Origin of the sequence: Palleronia sp. LCG004 (assembly GCF_032931615.1) — a bacterium.
Taxonomy (GTDB): domain Bacteria; phylum Pseudomonadota; class Alphaproteobacteria; order Rhodobacterales; family Rhodobacteraceae; genus Palleronia.
Genome location: NZ_CP136759.1, coordinates 1,529,469 through 1,546,163 on the forward strand (window position 1 = coordinate 1,529,469; position 16,695 = coordinate 1,546,163).

Annotated in this window: 16 protein-coding genes; 1 reads left to right on the forward strand and 15 read right to left on the reverse strand. The window is 65.0% G+C overall.

Annotated features, from left to right (window positions below):
• Window positions 1-10: 10 nt before the first annotated feature.
• Window positions 11-661 carry a hypothetical protein gene (locus RVY76_RS07335; protein WP_317373229.1) on the forward strand — a complete coding sequence of 217 codons (651 nt, stop codon included), beginning with the start codon at window positions 11-13 and terminating at the stop codon, window positions 659-661.
• 12 nt (window positions 662-673) lie between these two features.
• Here RVY76_RS07335 and RVY76_RS07340 read toward each other — a convergent pair whose 3' ends face one another.
• The 15 genes from RVY76_RS07340 to nuoF form a co-directional block, all read right to left on the reverse strand.
• Entirely contained in the window at window positions 674-2,341 is a 1,668-nt protein-coding gene (locus RVY76_RS07340) for a ribonuclease J (protein ID WP_317373230.1), read from the reverse strand.
• Window positions 2,338-3,120 (reverse strand): type III pantothenate kinase, encoded by a 783-nt coding sequence (locus RVY76_RS07345; RefSeq protein WP_317373231.1) that lies wholly within the window; start codon window positions 3,118-3,120, stop codon window positions 2,338-2,340. Before RVY76_RS07345 ends, RVY76_RS07340 begins: the two co-directional genes overlap by 4 nt.
• 12 nt (window positions 3,121-3,132) lie before the next feature.
• Window positions 3,133-3,873: a biotin--[acetyl-CoA-carboxylase] ligase gene (locus RVY76_RS07350; RefSeq protein ID WP_317373232.1), complete on the reverse strand. Its 741-nt coding sequence runs from the start codon at window positions 3,871-3,873 to the stop codon at window positions 3,133-3,135.
• Complete coding sequence (gene nuoN / locus RVY76_RS07355) at window positions 3,863-5,302, reverse strand: NADH-quinone oxidoreductase subunit NuoN (protein ID WP_317373233.1); 1,440 nt, start codon at window positions 5,300-5,302, stop codon at window positions 3,863-3,865. The genes RVY76_RS07350 and nuoN overlap by 11 nt, the downstream gene beginning before the upstream one ends.
• Window positions 5,303-5,312: 10 nt before the next feature.
• Window positions 5,313-6,863, reverse strand: coding sequence for an NADH-quinone oxidoreductase subunit M (locus RVY76_RS07360; RefSeq protein WP_317373234.1), 1,551 nt, complete (start codon window positions 6,861-6,863; stop codon window positions 5,313-5,315).
• Window positions 6,863-9,040 carry an NADH-quinone oxidoreductase subunit L gene (gene nuoL, locus RVY76_RS07365; RefSeq protein WP_317373235.1) on the reverse strand — a complete coding sequence of 726 codons (2,178 nt, stop codon included), beginning with the start codon at window positions 9,038-9,040 and terminating at the stop codon, window positions 6,863-6,865. Before nuoL ends, RVY76_RS07360 begins: the two co-directional genes overlap by 1 nt.
• A gap of 7 nt (window positions 9,041-9,047) precedes the next feature.
• Window positions 9,048-9,353, reverse strand: a complete 306-nt coding sequence (gene nuoK, locus RVY76_RS07370; protein ID WP_317373236.1) for an NADH-quinone oxidoreductase subunit NuoK — start codon at window positions 9,351-9,353, stop codon at window positions 9,048-9,050.
• Between the two features lie 96 nt (window positions 9,354-9,449).
• Complete coding sequence (locus tag RVY76_RS07375) at window positions 9,450-10,064, reverse strand: NADH-quinone oxidoreductase subunit J (RefSeq protein ID WP_317373237.1); 615 nt, start codon at window positions 10,062-10,064, stop codon at window positions 9,450-9,452.
• A 30-nt stretch (window positions 10,065-10,094) separates the two neighbouring features.
• Window positions 10,095-10,589, reverse strand: coding sequence for an NADH-quinone oxidoreductase subunit NuoI (gene nuoI / locus RVY76_RS07380; RefSeq protein ID WP_317373238.1), 495 nt, complete (start codon window positions 10,587-10,589; stop codon window positions 10,095-10,097).
• Between the two features lie 63 nt (window positions 10,590-10,652).
• Window positions 10,653-11,690: an NADH-quinone oxidoreductase subunit NuoH gene (gene nuoH / locus RVY76_RS07385; protein WP_317373239.1), complete on the reverse strand. Its 1,038-nt coding sequence runs from the start codon at window positions 11,688-11,690 to the stop codon at window positions 10,653-10,655.
• 235 nt (window positions 11,691-11,925) lie between these two features.
• The gene (nuoG, locus tag RVY76_RS07390; RefSeq protein ID WP_317373240.1) at window positions 11,926-13,950 is read right to left on the reverse strand and encodes an NADH-quinone oxidoreductase subunit NuoG; all 2,025 of its coding nucleotides are present in this window, start codon (window positions 13,948-13,950) and stop codon (window positions 11,926-11,928) included.
• A 137-nt stretch (window positions 13,951-14,087) separates the two neighbouring features.
• Entirely contained in the window at window positions 14,088-14,438 is a 351-nt protein-coding gene (locus RVY76_RS07395) for a hypothetical protein (protein WP_317373241.1), read from the reverse strand.
• Window positions 14,438-14,848 (reverse strand): DUF5333 domain-containing protein, encoded by a 411-nt coding sequence (locus tag RVY76_RS07400; protein WP_317373242.1) that lies wholly within the window; start codon window positions 14,846-14,848, stop codon window positions 14,438-14,440. The genes RVY76_RS07395 and RVY76_RS07400 overlap by 1 nt, the downstream gene beginning before the upstream one ends.
• A gap of 100 nt (window positions 14,849-14,948) precedes the next feature.
• The gene (locus RVY76_RS07405; protein WP_317373243.1) at window positions 14,949-15,299 is read right to left on the reverse strand and encodes a hypothetical protein; all 351 of its coding nucleotides are present in this window, start codon (window positions 15,297-15,299) and stop codon (window positions 14,949-14,951) included.
• Window positions 15,300-15,403: 104 nt separating this feature from the next.
• A complete protein-coding gene (nuoF, locus tag RVY76_RS07410; RefSeq protein WP_317373244.1) occupies window positions 15,404-16,690 on the reverse strand; it encodes an NADH-quinone oxidoreductase subunit NuoF in 1,287 nt (428 codons plus the stop codon).
• Window positions 16,691-16,695: the final 5 nt, after the last annotated feature.

A 16,695-nucleotide genomic window follows, 5' to 3' on the forward strand; every position in this document is an offset into this window, starting at 1 on the left:
GGCCACCGCGATGAGACTTGCGGTCCCGATCGTATTGGCCTCGCTTTTCGCAATCCCCGCAGCGGCAGAGGATATCTGCCGCGCGGACGTCAATTCCACCGAGATCCTCATCGACCGGGAAACGCTCGGCGTCGCGCCCGACGCTCCGGGATTGCGGGAGCGTGCCTCGCGGTGGGCCGGGCTCGGCGTCGATCGCGTTCTGGGGCGGCCGCCGCGCTGCGACAGCCAGACGCTGATCTCCTTCCTCGCGAACGAAGTGCCGGACCGCGATCTCGACGGGTATTGCCTGTTGCCGGACGAACGGCTCGGCTTCCTCCTCGTCCCCGGAGAGCGGAACTATCGCGGCCGCTGCACGCGGACGTTCTGTGACCGTGTGAACATGGCCTCGGGTGGCGCGGCGAATGTGGCAGGTGCCGCAACCGACATCGTCACGGGGCGGGACGAGGGCGAGAGCCGCTCGAGCGCGGTTCTCCATGCGTCGGGGGCCGCGATCGTGTCGGGAACGGCGGGATCGGTTCTGACGAGCCTCGGGACCAGCGCGGGCACCGCGCTTTCCGCGGCGCTGGCCGCCCCCGCGGTGGCGGGTGGCGTGGCCGTCAGCGTCGTCGCGGTCGGCGGTGCCGTCTATCTCTGCCGCGACGGCGACGCCGCGGCAGAATGATCGTGGGCCGCCTCAGCCGAGGCGGGAGATGACGACGGTCACCTCGGGCTTGCGCCCGATCTCGTCCATTGCGGTCTGACGGGCGACGCGACGCAGCGCCTCGTCGAGCTTGCCGTCGTCGAGAAGGGTCTTGTCGTCGGCGCGGTTCACGAACTGCGCCATATCCTCCTCCATGACCTCGGTCAGCTCGGAACCCGAGCGTCCCTTCGCGGGGAGGCCCATGAGCTCGACCCAGGGCTCGCCGAGGGGGGTGTCGTCCTCGTCCATGATGAGCGTGACCACCACATGGCCGTTCAGCGCCATGCGCATCCGGTCGCGCACGATCCCGTCGAGCGCACCGATCTGCACCGCGCCGTCGAGATAGCTGCGCCCCGTCTCGACGTATTCGACGATCTCGGGCTTGTTTCCCGACAGCGACACGCAGGTCCCGTTCGGCGCGAGCACGCCCATGCGGCCATGGCTCTGCGCAAGCTTGGTATGCTCGCGCAGGTGGCGGTGTTCGCCGTGCATAGGCACGACCATCTGGGGCGAGACGAGCTCGTGCATGGCGAGGATGTCGGGACGGTTGGCATGGCCCGAGACGTGATAGCGGCCGTCGGTATCCTCGACCACATCGACGCCCTGCTCCGAGAACTGGTTCATGATCGAGATCACGCCGCGCTCGTTCCCGGGAATCGTGCGTGAGGAGAACAGGAAGGTGTCGCCATCCGCCATCTTCAGGCCGAGATACTTGCCCCGCGCGAGTTGCGCGGATGCGGCACGACGCTCTCCCTGCGATCCGGTCACGATGAGCATGAGGCTTTCGCGAGGGACCTCGCGCGCATCCTCGGGCGAGATCACGGCGGGGAAATCGCTGAGCACGCCCGTCTCGACCGATGCCTCGATCATGCGGCGCATCGCACGCCCCAGAAGGCAGACGGAGCGTCCGGCGGCGATGCCGGCTTCGGCCAGCGTCTTTACCCGCGCGACGTTCGAGGCGAAGGTCGTGGCGACCACCATTCCGGGCTGCTCGGCCACGAGGCGCTGGATCTCGGGGGCGAGGGAGGATTCGGAGCGCCCCTCATGGGTCGAGAAGACATTGGTCGAGTCGCAGACCAGAGCCTTCACGCCCGGCTTGGCCGCCTCGGCCCAGAGCTCGCGATCGAAGGCCTCACCCACGCCGGGCTGATGGTCGATCTTGAAATCCCCGGTATGGATGATGCGCCCGTCCGGCGTCTCGATCACGAGCGCCGAGCTTTCCGGGATGGAATGCGACACGGGAAGGAAGCCGATGTTGAAATCGCCGATCTGGCGCATCTCGGGCCAGGGACCGACCACCTGCACCTTGTCGGGATTGGCCCCCTGCTCTTCCATCTTGCGACGCGCGTGATGCGCCGTGAACGCCCGCGCATAGACCGGAGCCTGCACGCGCGACCACAGATGACCGAGCGCGCCGACATGATCCTCGTGCGCATGGGTGATGAAGATCCCGTCGATGCGGTCCTTGCGCGCCTCGAGCCAGGCCACGTCGGGGAAGATGAGATCGACGCCCGGCGTCGTATCCATGTCGGGGAAGGTCACGCCGAGATCGACCACGATCAGCCGCTCCTTCCCGGGTTTGCCGTAGCCGTAGACGTAGCAGTTCATGCCGATCTCCCCCGCGCCGCCGAGGGGAAGATAGATCAGGCGATTTTCGGTCATGCGGTCTGTTCCAAATCCTTGTTGTGACGATAGATCACGGTCAATCCGTGCATCGTCAGGTTGTCCTCGAACGCGTCGAACAGCGCGTCCCCCTGCTGGAATAACGGTGCCAGCCCACCCGTTCCGATGACCTTCATGGGGCGGGAGCGTTCCATCCGGATCCGCTCGACCAGCCCGCTCACGAGGCCCACATAGCCCCAGAAAATACCCGACTGCATGCAATCGACCGTGTTGCGCCCCACGACCTGCGGCGGCATCGTCACGTCCACGAGCGGCAGCGCCGCCGCCGCATCGTGAAGCGCCTGGAGGCTGAGATTGACCCCCGGTGCGATGACCCCGCCGACATAGGCCCCGTCCGCCCCGACGACGTCGAAGGTCGTGGCCGTCCCGAAATCGACCACGATGAGATCGCCGCCATAGAGGTCGAAGCCCGCGACCGTGTTGACCAGCCGGTCAGGTCCGACCGCCGTGCCCGCATCGACGCGGACGTCGATCGGCAGAGCGCAATCGGGCTTGCCCACCACGTAGGGCCGGGTGTCGAAATAACGGTTGCAAAGGACCCTGAGGTTGAAGACCACACGCGGGACGGTCGAGCTCACGATGACTTCGGTGATCTTCACGTCGATCTTCTGAAGCTGCATCAGCGTGGACAGCCAGACGTAGTACTGATCCGCCGTCCGGTTGACCTCGGTCGCGGTCCGCCAGGTGGCAAGAAAACCGGTCCCGTCCCAGATCGAGAAGACCGTGTTTGTGTTGCCGCAATCGATGGCGAGAAGCATGGAGATCCCGCCCTAGAAATAGACGTCCGCGGCGGCGATGCGACGCTCGCCGTCGGGCGTGTCGAGGATGAGGTGGCCCGCCTCGTCGATGCTGCGGAACGTGCCGGTGACTTCGTCGTCGCCGGTCCGCGCGGTGATGACCTCGCCCAGCCGGGCAGCGTGGCGGAGCCACTTTTCGCGGATGGGTTCGAACCCGAGCTGTTCGATGATGCTTTCCTGCGTCGCGTAATAGCCCGCCAGCCGCAGGAGGAAATCCTCGGGATCGGGCGCGGTGTCGAGCATGACGGGCGGAAAGGCCGCGTCGCGGATCCCGTCGGGAAGATGCGCCAGGTTCACGCCGATCCCGATCGCGAGCCAGTCGACCTCGCCATTCGGGCGCGTCGTGGTCTCGAGCAGGATGCCCGCGACCTTGCCGTTGTCGAGAAGGACGTCGTTCGGCCATTTCAGGGACAGCCGCGTGCGTTCCACATAAAGCGCGAGCGTCTCGAAGAGCGCGTTCGCCGCCATGAAGGAGCGGAGCGCCGACCAGCCGGGCGTTCCCGTAGGCCGCATCATCAGAGTGGCCGAGAAATTGCCGCGCGGGGTCTGCCAGCCCCTGCCCCGCCGGCCGCGGCCGCCGGTCTGCTCGAGCCCGAGGATCCATGTCGGACGCTCGAGCTCGGGGATCAGCCGAAAGCCCTCGGCATTGGTACTGTCGACGCTGTCGCGCGTGATGGCGGCATAGCCATCGGGCCAGACCGGCTCAGTTGACAAGGGTCTCGGCCGCCAGTGCCGCCGCCCCTTCGATGCCGAAGAGGTTGACCACGCCCACCACCATGATGATGGCCGAGGCCACGAGGAACCCCCAGAGGACCGGGGACCTGCCGCCGTTGAGCCCTTCCGTCTCCTCGCCGAAATACATGAAGTAGACGATCCGGAGGTAATAGTAGGCCGCGATGACGGAGGCGATGACGCCGAGGATCGCGAGCCAGGCCATGTCCGCCTGGACGGCCGCGGTCAGCACGTAGAACTTTCCGAAGAAGCCCACGAGCGGCGGCACGCCGGCCATCGAGAACATCAGCACCAGCATGGCGAGCGCCTTGGTCGGCTCGTGACGGGCATAGTTGTTGAGCGCGTCGATCCGGACGACCGGCACGCCGTCACGCTCCATCGTCAGGATGAAGGCGAAGGCACCGATATTCATCGTCACGTAGATCGCCATGTAGACCAGCATCGCCTGCACGCCGAAGGCCGTCCCGCTTGCGAGACCCATCAGCGCGAAGCCCATGTGGTTGATCGAGGAATAGGCCATCAGCCGCTTGATGTTGGTCTGGCCGATCGCGGCCACCGCGCCGAGGAACATGGAGGCGACGGAGAGCGCCGCGACCACCTGCTGCCAGTCGCCGGACACGCCGCCGAACGCGTCATGGACCACCCGCGCGAAGAGCGCCATGGCCGCGACCTTCGGAGCCGTCGCGAAGAAGGCCGTCACGGGCGTGGGCGAGCCTTCGTAGACGTCGGGCGTCCACATGTGGAACGGAGCGGCCGAGACCTTGAAGGCGAGACCGGCGGCGATGAAGACGAGACCGAAGAGCAGCCCCAGCGATGCCGTGCCCTCGCCCGCGGCGACGATGATCCCCGAGAAGAGCGTCGTTCCCGCGAAGCCGTAGGTCAGCGACGCGCCGTAGAGGAGGAGACCCGACGACAGCGCACCCAGGACGAAATACTTGAGGCCGGCCTCGGTCGATTTGACGCTGTCGCGCCGCAAAGATGCCACGACGTAGAGCGCCAGCGATTGCAGCTCGAGACCCATGTAGAGGGACATGAGATCGCCCGCGCTGACCATGACCATCATGCCAATGACCGACAGGGTGACGAGGAGCGGATACTCGAACCGGAGAAGTCCGCGGCGCTCCATGTAGCCCTGGCTCATCAGGAGGATCGATGCCGCCGAGAGCAGCACCGTCACTTTGGCGAATCGCGAGAACGGATCGTCGTGGAACATGCCGCCGAAGGCCACACGCTCGCCCGAGCCGCCCAGACCGATCCAGGCGGCGAGCAGCACGAAGAGGATCGAGGTGGTCCAGACGAGCAGAGGGGCCGTGCGGTCCTTGCCCGTGTAGACAGCACCGAGAAGCCCGATCATGACGTAGATCGCCATGACGATCTCGGGTGAGACGATCGTGAAATCGGCGGAGCTCATCGCGGCATCCTCATTCGGTCGAGGCGACCTCGGTGTCGGCATTGCCAAGATCGGCCGCCGCAACCGCGTCGTCATAGGTGGTCAGAAGGTCGTCCACGGCCGGACTGATCCTGTCGAGGACCGGTGCCGGATAGACGCCCAGAAGGATCGTCATCGCCACGAGCGGAGCGAAGATCCACTTCTCGCGCGGGGTCAGATCCTGGATCGTCTTGAGGCTCTCCTTGATGAGGGAGCCCATCACGACCCGACGATAGAGCCAGAGGCCGTAGGCCGCCGACAGGATCACGCCGGTCGTGGCGACGAGCGCGACCCAGGTATTGGCCTGGAACATGCCCATCAGCGTCAGGAATTCACCCACGAAACCGCTGGTGCCGGGAAGGCCCACATTGGCCATGGTGAAGAGCATGAAGATCAGCGCGTAGGCCGGCATGCGGTTCACAAGTCCGCCATAGGCGTCGATCTCGCGCGTGTGCATCCGGTCGTAGATCACGCCCACACAGAGGAAGAGCGCGCCGGAGATGAAGCCGTGGCTGATCATCTGGAAGATCGCGCCGTCGACGCCCTGCTGGTTGGCCGAGAAGATGCCCGCGGTGACGTATCCCATGTGGGCGACCGACGAATAGGCGATGAGCTTCTTCATGTCGGTCTGGGCCAGTGCGACGAGCGACGTGTAGACGATCGCGATCGCCGAGAGCCACAGCACGAACGGTGCCAGGATCTCGGACGCAACGGGGAACATCCCGAGCGAGAACCGGATGAAGCCGTAGCCGCCGAGCTTCAGCAGGATCGCCGCAAGGACCACCGAGCCTGCGGTCGGTGCCTGGACGTGCGCATCGGGCAGCCAGGTATGGACCGGCCACATCGGCATCTTGACCGCAAAGCTCGCAAAGAAGGCGAGCCAGAGCAGGGTCTGGAGGCCGCCCACGATCTCGAGGCCGGCGATCTCCATGCTGCCGTAGCTGAACGTATGGCCGAGGAGCGACGGAATGTCGGTGGTGCCCGCGTCGAGATACATGGCGATCATCGCCACCAGCATCAGGACCGACCCGAGGAAGGTGTAGAGGAAGAACTTGAACGCGGCGTAGATACGTTCCTTCCCGCCCCAGATCCCGATGATGAGGAACATCGGGATGAGCCCCGCCTCGAAGAAGAGGTAGAAGAGCACGAGGTCGAGCGCCATGAACACGCCGAGCATCAGCGTCTCGAGCGCGAGGAAGGCGATCATGTATTCCTTCACCCGCGTCTTCACCTCCCAGCAGGAGAGGATGACGATCGGCATGAGGAACGTGGTCAGCATCACGAAGAGGACGCTGATCCCGTCGACGCCCATCTTGTAGCGGAGACCGAGGATCCAGTCGCCTTCCTCGACGAACTGGAAGCCCGCGCCGGGTTCGAACCCGACCAGCACGAAGAGAGACAGCAGGAAGCTGACGCTTGTCGCGATGAGCGCGAGCCACTTGGCGTTGCGTTGCGCGGCTTCGTCGTCGCCGCGCAGGAAGAGCGCGAGGATCGCAGCCGCGAGAAGCGGGACGAAGCAGATGATCGAAAGGAGGTTGTCCATTACTCCGCCCCTCCGCCGAGCGTCATCCAGGTAATCAGAAGGGCGAGCGCCACGACCATCGTGAAGGCGTAGTGGAAGAGGTATCCGCTTTGCGCACGGCCTGCGAGACGCGTCAGCATCGGCACGATCCCGAGCGCGATCCCGTTGATCCCGCCGTCGATGACGTTGCCGTCACCGCGCCGCCAGAGGAAGGCCCCGAGCCGCTTGGCAGGCTGGGTGAAGAGGACGTTGTAGACCTCGTCGAAATACCACTTGTTGAGCAGGAACTGGTAGAGGACCGGCTGGCTCTCGGCGAATTTGCGCGGCAGGTCGGGACGCCGGATATACATCATCCACGCCACGGCGAAACCGAAGATCATCGCGAAGAACGGGCTTGCCTTCACCCATGTGGGCGCATGGTGGGCCTCGTCCATGACGTGGTTGTCGGGTGCCATGTAGATCGCGCCCGCTTCCCATCCGCCGGCCATGACATCGGAATGGGCGTCGCCGCCCGCTTCGGTGTCCTGCGTCGGTTCTGTCACGTCCTCGAGCGCCTCGCCCGGCTGGCCTTCGGCCAGTTCCTCGGCCGCCACGACGACGCCCTCGCCGGTATCGTCGGCCAGTTCTCCGTGGACCTCTTCGCCCTCGGCCGCGACGCTGTGCTCGGGGATTCCGAAGAAGCGGTTCACCTGCGCGTGGTCACCGAAGAACGACCCGTACCAGATCATGCCGGAGAAGATCGCACCGAGTGCCAGCACGCCCAGAGGGGCCGTCATGATGATGGGCGATTCATGGGCATGTTCGTGCGTGTGCTTGTCGCCGCGCGGCTTGCCCCAGAAGGTCATGAACATCAGGCGCCAGGAATAGAAGCTCGTCATGGCGGCGGCGATCACCAGCATCCAGTAGGCATATTGCCCCGGACCGCTGAGCGCGCCCCACGCGCTTTCTATGACGGCGTCCTTCGACAGGAACCCGGCGAAACCGATATGGGTGAGCGGAATGCCGACGCCCGTGATGGCGAGCGTGCCGATGAGCATCGCCCAGAACGTGTAGGGCATCTTGTCCTTGAGACCGCCGTAGTTCCGCATGTCCTGTTCGTGATGCATCCCGTGGATCACGGAGCCCGCGCCCAGGAACAACATCGCCTTGAAGAAGGCATGCGTGAAGAGATGGAACATCGCGCCGGAGTAGACGCCGACACCCGCCGCCACGAACATGTAGCCGAGCTGCGAGCAGGTCGAATAGGCGATGACGCGCTTGATGTCGTTCTGCACGAGACCCACGGTCGCCGCGAAGAAGGCGGTCGTGCCCCCGATGATCGTGATGAAGGCCGTCGCGGTCGGCGCGTACTCCATGATCGGCGACATGCGGCAGACGAGGAACACGCCCGCGGTGACCATCGTCGCGGCATGGATCAGCGCGGAGACGGGCGTGGGCCCTTCCATCGCGTCGGGCAGCCACGTGTGCAGCAGCAGCTGCGCCGACTTGCCCATCGCACCGATGAAGAGAAGGAACGCCACCACCTCGGCCGCCGGCCAGTCGCGCCAGAGGAACCGCAGCTGCGTATCGGCCAGCTCGGGGCCCGCCGCGAAGATCGGATCGAAATTGACGCTATCGACCAGGAAGAAGAGCGCGAAGATCCCGAGCGCGAAGCCGAAATCGCCGACCCGGTTCACGACGAACGCCTTGATCGCCGCGGCGTTCGCGGACGGCTTGCGGTAGTAGAAGCCGATCAGCAGGTAGGACGCGACGCCGACCCCTTCCCAGCCGAAGAACATCTGGATGAGGTTATCGGCCGTCACGAGCATGAGCATCGCGAAGGTGAAGAACGAAAGATACGCGAAGAACCGCGGGCGATAGCTTTCGCCTTCGCGGAAATTCTCGTCATGGGCCATGTAGCCGAAGGAATAGAGATGGACGAGCGCCGAGACCGTCGTGATCACGATGAGCATGATCGCGGTCAGGCGGTCGAGCCGGATGGCCCAGTCGGTCGTGAGCGACCCGCTCTCGATCCAGCGGAGGATCTCGATCTGGCGCATCTCGCCGTCGAAGGTGAAGAAGACGATCCACGACAGGAAGGCGGCGAGGAACAGTAGCCCGGTCGCGACCCATTGCGCCGGCTTCTCGCCGATGATCCGCCAGCAGAAGCCGCAGATGAGCGCGCCTACGAGCGGCGCGAAGAGGATGATCGTGGTCATGACGCGCTCAGCCCTTCATCACGTTGATGTCTTCGACGTCGATCGTGCCGCGATTGCGGAAGAAGCAGACGAGGATGGCGAGGCCGATCGCGGCCTCGGCCGCCGCGACGGTCAGCACGAAGAGCGTGAAGACCTGCCCGACGAGATCGCCGAGATAGGCCGAGAACGCGACGAAGTTGATGTTCACCGCCAGGAGCATCAGCTCGATGCTCATGAGGATGATGATCACGTTCTTGCGGTTCACGAAGAGACCGAAGATGCCGATCACGAATAGTGCCGCCGCAACGGTCAGGTAATGTTCCAGTCCGATCATGTCCGGTCCCTGGTCTTCTAGAGAAATGTGTAGCCGCCACCGAACAGGATGATCAGCACGACGATGACGACGACGATTGTGGTGTTCGACATGGGGCTAGAGTCCTTGTCCCGATTTCACGTCCTTGAGCTCCATCGCCTTGGCCGGATCGCGCATCATCTGGGCGACGGCGCTCTGCCGCTTCACGTCGGTACGATGACGGAGCGTGAGGACGATCGCGCCGATCATGGCGACGAGCAGGATGAGGCCTGCGAGCTGGAAGAGGAGGATGTAGCGGTCGTAGATGAGCTGCCCCAGCAGGTTGGTGTTCGCCGCGTTGCTGAAGTCGACCGGACGGGCCGCCAGGTTCTGTTCGGCCAGCGGCGAGCTTTCCCAGACGCCGAAGGCGATGGCGAGCTGCATGAGGATCACGATGCCGATGAGCATTGCGAGCGGCATGTAGCGCGACACCTGCGCCTTGAGTTCGGTGAAGTCCACGTCGAGCATCATGACGACGAAGAGGAAGAGAACGGCCACCGCCCCCACATAGACGATGATGAGGAGCATCGCGACGAACTCGGCCCCGAGCAGCACGAAGAGCCCGGCAGACGACAGGAATGCGAGGATCAGCCACAGCACGGAATGCACGGGGTTGCGCGCGATGACCGTGAAGAGGCCAGCCACGACCACCGCGATGGCGAAGAGATAGAAGGCGAAATCGGGTGGGGTCATGGCTGTCCTCGGATGGCTCTCGGGCTTCCCTTAGCGGTAGGGAGCTTCGATTTCCAGATTGCGCGCGATCTCGGCTTCCCAGCGATCGCCGTTCTCCAGAAGTTTCGCCTTGTCGTAGTAGAGTTCCTCGCGCGTTTCGGTCGAGAACTCGAAATTCGGCCCCTCGACGATCGCATCGACCGGGCAGGCCTCCTGACAGAAACCGCAATAGATGCATTTCGTCATGTCGATGTCGTAGCGGGTCGTGCGGCGCGACCCGTCGGCGCGGGGCTCCGCGTCGATGGTGATCGCCTGCGCGGGACAGATCGCCTCGCAGAGCTTGCACGCGATGCACCGCTCCTCGCCGTTGGGATAACGGCGGAGCGCATGCTCGCCGCGGAACCGCGCGCTAAGCGCGCCCTTCTCGTGCGGGTAGTTCAGCGTCGCCTTCGGCGCGAAGAAGTATTTCAGGCCGAGCTTGAGGCCCTTGAACATGTCGAACAGCAGCCAGTAGCGACCGGCGCGGGCGTAGTCGAAGGTGCTCATGTCACGTCATCCAATCCTGAATGTCTGTCGCGGGCGGGCGGGCATGGTATCGGTCAAGGTTCGTCAGCCCCCCAGTGTCCAGCGGGCATAGGCTCCGCCGAAGAGCTCGAAATGGGCGAAGAAGGAAACCAGCACGACCCAGACGAGGCTGAAGGGAAGGAAGACCTTCCAGCCGAGCCGCATCAGCTGGTCGTAGCGATAGCGCGGAACGACGGCCTTCACCATGGCGAAGAGGCAGAAGAAGAACGCCATCTTGAGCACCATCCAGAACGCACCGTCGGGCAGGAACGGAATGGGCGAGAGCCAGCCGCCGAAGAAGAGCAGCGAGGTAACCGCGCAGAGCAGGAAGATCGCGATGTATTCGCCCGCCATGAACAGCAGGAAGGGCGTCGAGGAATACTCCACCTGATAGCCGGCCACGAGTTCGGATTCGGCCTCGGGAAGGTCGAACGGGGCGCGGTTCGTCTCGGCCAGGCAGGAGATGAAGAACAGGAAGACCATCGGGAAATGCGGCAGCCAGTACCACGAGAAGATCCCGTAATCGCCGTCCTGCGCGCGCACGATGTCGCCGAAGTTCAGGCTGCCCGTCGTGATGATCACGCCGATGATGATGAGGCCCAGCGAGACCTCGTAGGAGATCATCTGCGCCGCCGACCTGAGCGAGCCCAGGAACGGATATTTCGAGTTCGACGCCCAGCCGCCCATGATCACGCCGTAGACCTCGAGCGAGGAGATCGCGAAGATGAAGAGGACGGCGACGTTGATGTCGGCGAGGATCCAGGTCTCGTTGAACGGAATGACCGCCCAGGCCAGCATCGCGAGGACGAAGGACATCAGCGGTGCCAGCAGGAACACGGTGCGATCCGCACCGGCCGGGATCACCACTTCCTTCAGGACGTATTTCAGAGCGTCGGCCACCGTCTGCAGAAGGCCGAAGATGCCGACGACGTTCGGGCCGCGCCGCATCTGGACCGCGGCCCAGATCTTCCGGTCGCCATAGACCATGAACAGCAGCGAGATCATGACGAAGCTCACGATCATGCTCGCCTGCGCCGCGACGGTCAAAACGATGCCTGCCGGGGTGCTCAGAAATTCAGACATGGGCCAGTTGCTCCGTCATGGTCGGTCCGTGGCGATACCGCTCGCCGGCGGATCACCACAACGATGTCGGCGTCGAGGGATCCGATGACTCACGCGGTCCCGACGGGGAGACGTAAATCCTATCTCGGCAGCGTGTGCCACCCTCCGGCGTCATATTCGTGCGCATATGACGCGCAATTTCTCCGCTGTCCAGTCTCGACGCGGAAGCCGGGCCGCGCGGGGCGGCCCGACCGTGTCACTCGGCGGCCAGAGCCGTCCGGTTGCGTGCCTTCGCGCCCGCGCTGAGCTCGGCCATCAGCTCGCTCGCCCGGGCGATCGGGTTGACCAGGTAGTGATCCTCGATCGCCCGCCCCAGCGGAGCATCGTCGAACTCTCCGCGATCGAGCGCATGCACCTCGTTCACCGGGACCTCGTCGAGGAGGCCCAGATGGGGCACCGCGTCGATCATGGCCCGACGAAGCTGCGCCAGCGAATCGTAGGGAAGCGTGGCACCGACTTCGGCCGACAGCGCACGCAGGATGGCCCAGTTCTCCTTGGCCTCGCCCGGCGCGAAATTGGCGCGGATCGCGATCTGCGGACGGCCTTCGGTATTCACGAAGACGGCCTGTTCCTCGGTCCAGGCAGCGGCCGGCAGGATGATGTCGGCACGATGGGCCCCGCGATCGCCGTGGCTGCCCTGATAGATGACCGTGGGGCCGGCCGCGATCTCGACCTCGTCGGCCCCAAGCGCGAAGATCGTCTCGGCCCCGTCGAGCGCCGCGTCGATCCCGCCTTCGGTGACGGCACCCACATCCATCGCGCCGACGCGCGAGGCCGCGACGTGCAGGATCAGCAAACCGGCATTCGCGATTTCGGCCATCTTCTGCGCTTCGGCCAGGATCGCGGCCCCGTCGGGTCGACGCAGCGCCGCCTGGCCGACGATGATGATCGCGCTCTTCTCGTCGCGCGTCTCGTCGCTCACGCCCTTGTCGATCAGATCGCGCAGGTCGGCGACCTTGTCGCCCGCGTGATGGTAATCGTAGGTGAGATCCACCGCCTCGCCGACGAGCGCGACATCCGCACCGCGCAGCCAAGCCTTGCGAATGCGCGAATTGAGAACGGGCGCTTCGGTGCGCGGATTGGCCCCGACGATCAGAACGGTGCGGGCATGATCGATATCCTCGATCGTGGCGGTCCCGGCATATCCCGCACGGTTGCCCGCGGGCAGCTTGGCACCGTCGAGACGGGATTCGATCTTGCCGCCCTGCCCCTCGATCAACTCCTTCAGGGCGAAGATCGCCTCGGTCGGCGCGAGATCACCGACGATGCCCGCGACCTTGCGGCCCTTCATCGCGGCGGCCGCGGCCGACAGCGCCTCGGGCCAGCTTGCCGGGCGGAGCTTGCCGTTCTCGCGGATGAACGGACGGTCGAGCCGCTGACGGCGCAGGCCGTCCCAGACATAGCGAGACCGGTCGGCGAGCCATTCCTCGTTCACGCCGTCATTGTTGCGCGGCAGGATGCGCATGACTTCGCGCCCCTTGGTGTCGACGCGGATGTTCGAGCCGAGCGCGTCCATCACGTCGATCGTCTCGGTCTTCTGCAATTCCCAGGGCCGTGCGGTGAAGGCGTAGGGCTTCGAGGTCAGCGCACCCACGGGGCAAAGATCGACGATGTTGCCCTGCATCTCGGAATCGAGTGTGGCTCCGAGATAGGAGGTGATCTCGGCATCCTCGCCGCGACCGGTCTGGCCGAGTTCGGGCATGCCGGCGACCTCGGTGATGAAGCGGACGCAGCGCGTGCACGAGATGCACCGCGTCATGTGCGTCCCGACGAGCGGCCCGAGGTCGAGATTCGACACGGCGCGCTTCGGCTCGCGGTAGCGCGAGAAATCCACGCCGTAGGCCATCGCCTGGTCCTGGAGGTCGCATTCCCCGCCCTGGTCGCAGATCGGGCAGTCGAGCGGATGGTTGATCAGCAGGAACTCCATCACGCCCTCGCGGGCCTTCTTGACCATCGGGCTGGAGGTCTTGATCTCCGGCGGCGCGCCGTCCTTGCCGGGGCGAAGGTCGCGCACCTGCATCGCGCAGGAGGCCGCGGGCTTCGGAGGGCCGCCGACGACCTCGACCAGGCACATGCGGCAATTGCCGGCGATGCTCAGACGTTCGTGATAGCAGAAGCGGGGGATCTCGATATCGGCCTGCTCGCAAGCCTGGATCAGCGTCATCGCCGGGTCGACGTCGATCTCCCGTCCGTCGATGATGATGGTGCGAAGATCGCTCATGAAGACAACTCCATAACCATGGGTCCCGAAGGCGGTCGGGCAGCCCCCAAAGGGCCGTCACGCGTCATGTAACGCCGATCGCCGACGGAGAAAACCGCGCAATCGCCCCAATCGCGGATTTGTCGCAGACGACGCCGCTAGCGGCAATATCCGGTGAAGCCCCAGCTTCCGAGATGAAGCTCGGTATAGCGGAAGGTCCCGTCGATCGTCGCGGCAGCCGATCCGTGACGCGCACGGCAATGCGCGGCGGCGGCGGAGGCGGCGCGAACCGTCGCCTGACGTTCGGGGACGATATTGGGCGTGACGTAGATTTCGAACCGGTCGCGCCTGCGAAGGGAAAACCCGTCCTGACGGGGAATCACCACCTGCACGTCGGCCGGCACCGTGAGCGGGATGTATCCGGGCGGATGCGCGGCCAGGATGCGATTCTGGGCACCGGCGATGCCGGCCGATGCGACCAGCGCACAGGCCATCAGGACAGCTTTCATCAATTTCCCCTGAGCAGGCGCCCGGCGGGCGTGTTGCGCGCGATTTCCTCGCGTCCGACCTGACAATAGCCCGCGCTCGACCCGTCCGTCACCCCCCGTGCGGCAAGATCGCTGCGGATCTCGGCCCGCAGGGCATCCTTCGCCGCGTCATCGTCCTCGAGCGCCTTCACGTCGGCTTCGCTGTAGCCGTTCTCGCGTGCGTAGCTTTCGAGCGATTTCAGCATGGAATACGCCCGGATGAGGCGCGGGCTGATATCGGGGCAGTTCTTGCGGATCTCGTCGGCCAGGCCGATGGCATAGAAGCCGTTCCGGACGACCTCGTTCTCCTTCAGAGGCACTTGCTGTGCCTCGAGCGCCAGCGCGGGCGACAGGAAGGCCGCCGCCAGGACAAGGGATTTCCAGGTTTTCATGGCAGGCTCCGTCATGCTCTTCAGGGATCAGGACCGCAGTCTGACCCATAGATCCTAATAAAGAGCGGAAAGCCGCCGATGCAAGTCGGCAACTTCGACGTTACCGTGAGGTACAGCGCCCTCGGACAAGCGCGCGGCCGTCGGGAAGAGCGGCGATCGCCCAATCGCCCGTCGCATCGGATCGCTGCCAGTCGATCCGCGACGATCCGAACCGGGCAAGGCAGTAGCGCGTCCCCTGATAGCGGGCCGATTCGCGCCAGGCCGCCAGCGCCGCGCCCCGTGTCTGTACACCGACGGCGAAGACCGGCGACCCGCGAGCCACGTCGATCCGCGCGTCGAACGGCAGCGGGGCCTCGGGCTGCCCCATCGACGTGAACGGGTTGAAACGGCTTATCGTGTCGCAGCCTGCAACCAGGGACAGGGCCAATACGCCCGCAATCAGTCGTGTCACGTCCCGCTCCCTTCCTCGTCGCGACACAGGGCCGCGCATCGCGGATACCCCGACCGACCGGTCTTCGCAATTCCGACGCGCGGCCCTTTCGTCCCGGCTCGGGATTACTGGGCCGCGACCGGCGCGCGCTTCGACGCGATGCGCTCCTCGATCTCGTCACGGAAATGCCGGATCAGGCCCTGGATCGGCCATGCGGCGGCATCGCCGAGCGCACAGATCGTGTGGCCCTCGACCTGCTTCGTGACGTCGAGCAGCATGTCGATCTCGGACGGTTCGGCATCGCCCTTCACGAGACGATCCATCACGCGCATCATCCAGCCCGCCCCTTCGCGGCAGGGCGTACACTGACCGCAGCTCTCGTGCTTGTAGAACGCGCTCAGCCGCCAGATCGCCTTGATGATGTCGGTGGACTGATCCATCACGATCACCGCCGCGGTCCCGAGACCCGAGCGATTCTCCCTCAGCCAGTCGAAATCCATGATGCCTTCCTCGCGCATCACCCGCCCGGGCAGGCACGGAACCGAGGATCCACCGGGAATGACCGCCTTGAGGTTGTCCCAACCGCCGCGAATCCCGCCGCAATGCTTGTCGATCAGCTCCTCGAAGGTGATCGACATCGCTTCCTCGACGACGCACGGATTGTTCACGTGCCCCGAGATCGCGAAAAGCTTGGTGCCCGCGTTGTTCTCGCGTCCGAAGCTCGAGAACCAGGACGCGCCACGGCGCAGGATGGTCGGTGCGACGGCGATCGATTCGACGTTGTTGACCGTGGTCGGGCACCCGTAGAGACCCGCGCCCGCCGGAAACGGCGGCTTCATCCGAGGCATGCCCTTCTTGCCTTCGAGGCTTTCGAGAAGGGCGGTTTCCTCGCCGCAGATATAGGCCCCCGCCCCGTGCGTCAGGTAGAGGTCGAAATCCCAGCCGGACCCGGCGGCGTTCTTGCCCAGCAATCCGTCGTCATAGGCGGCGTCGATCGCCGCCTGGAGCGCCTCGCGCTCGCGGATGTATTCGCCTCGGATATAGATGTAGCAGGCATGCGCGTTCATCGCGAAGCTCGCGATCAGGCAGCCCTCGATCAGCGTGTGCGGATCGTGGCGCATGATCTCCCGGTCCTTGCAGGTTCCGGGCTCCGATTCGTCGGCGTTCACCACGAGATAGGACGGCCGACCGTCCGATTCCTTCGGCATGAAGGACCATTTGACGCCGGTCGGGAAGCCCGCGCCCCCACGACCGCGCAGGCCCGAATCCTTCATCTCCTGAACGATCCAGTCACGACCCTTCTTGATGATGTCTGCCGTGCCGTCCCAATGCCCCCGCGCCTTCGCTCCGGCGAGCGAACGGTCCTTGAGACCGTAGAGGTTGGTGAAGATGCGGTCCTTGTCGTCCAGCATAACGG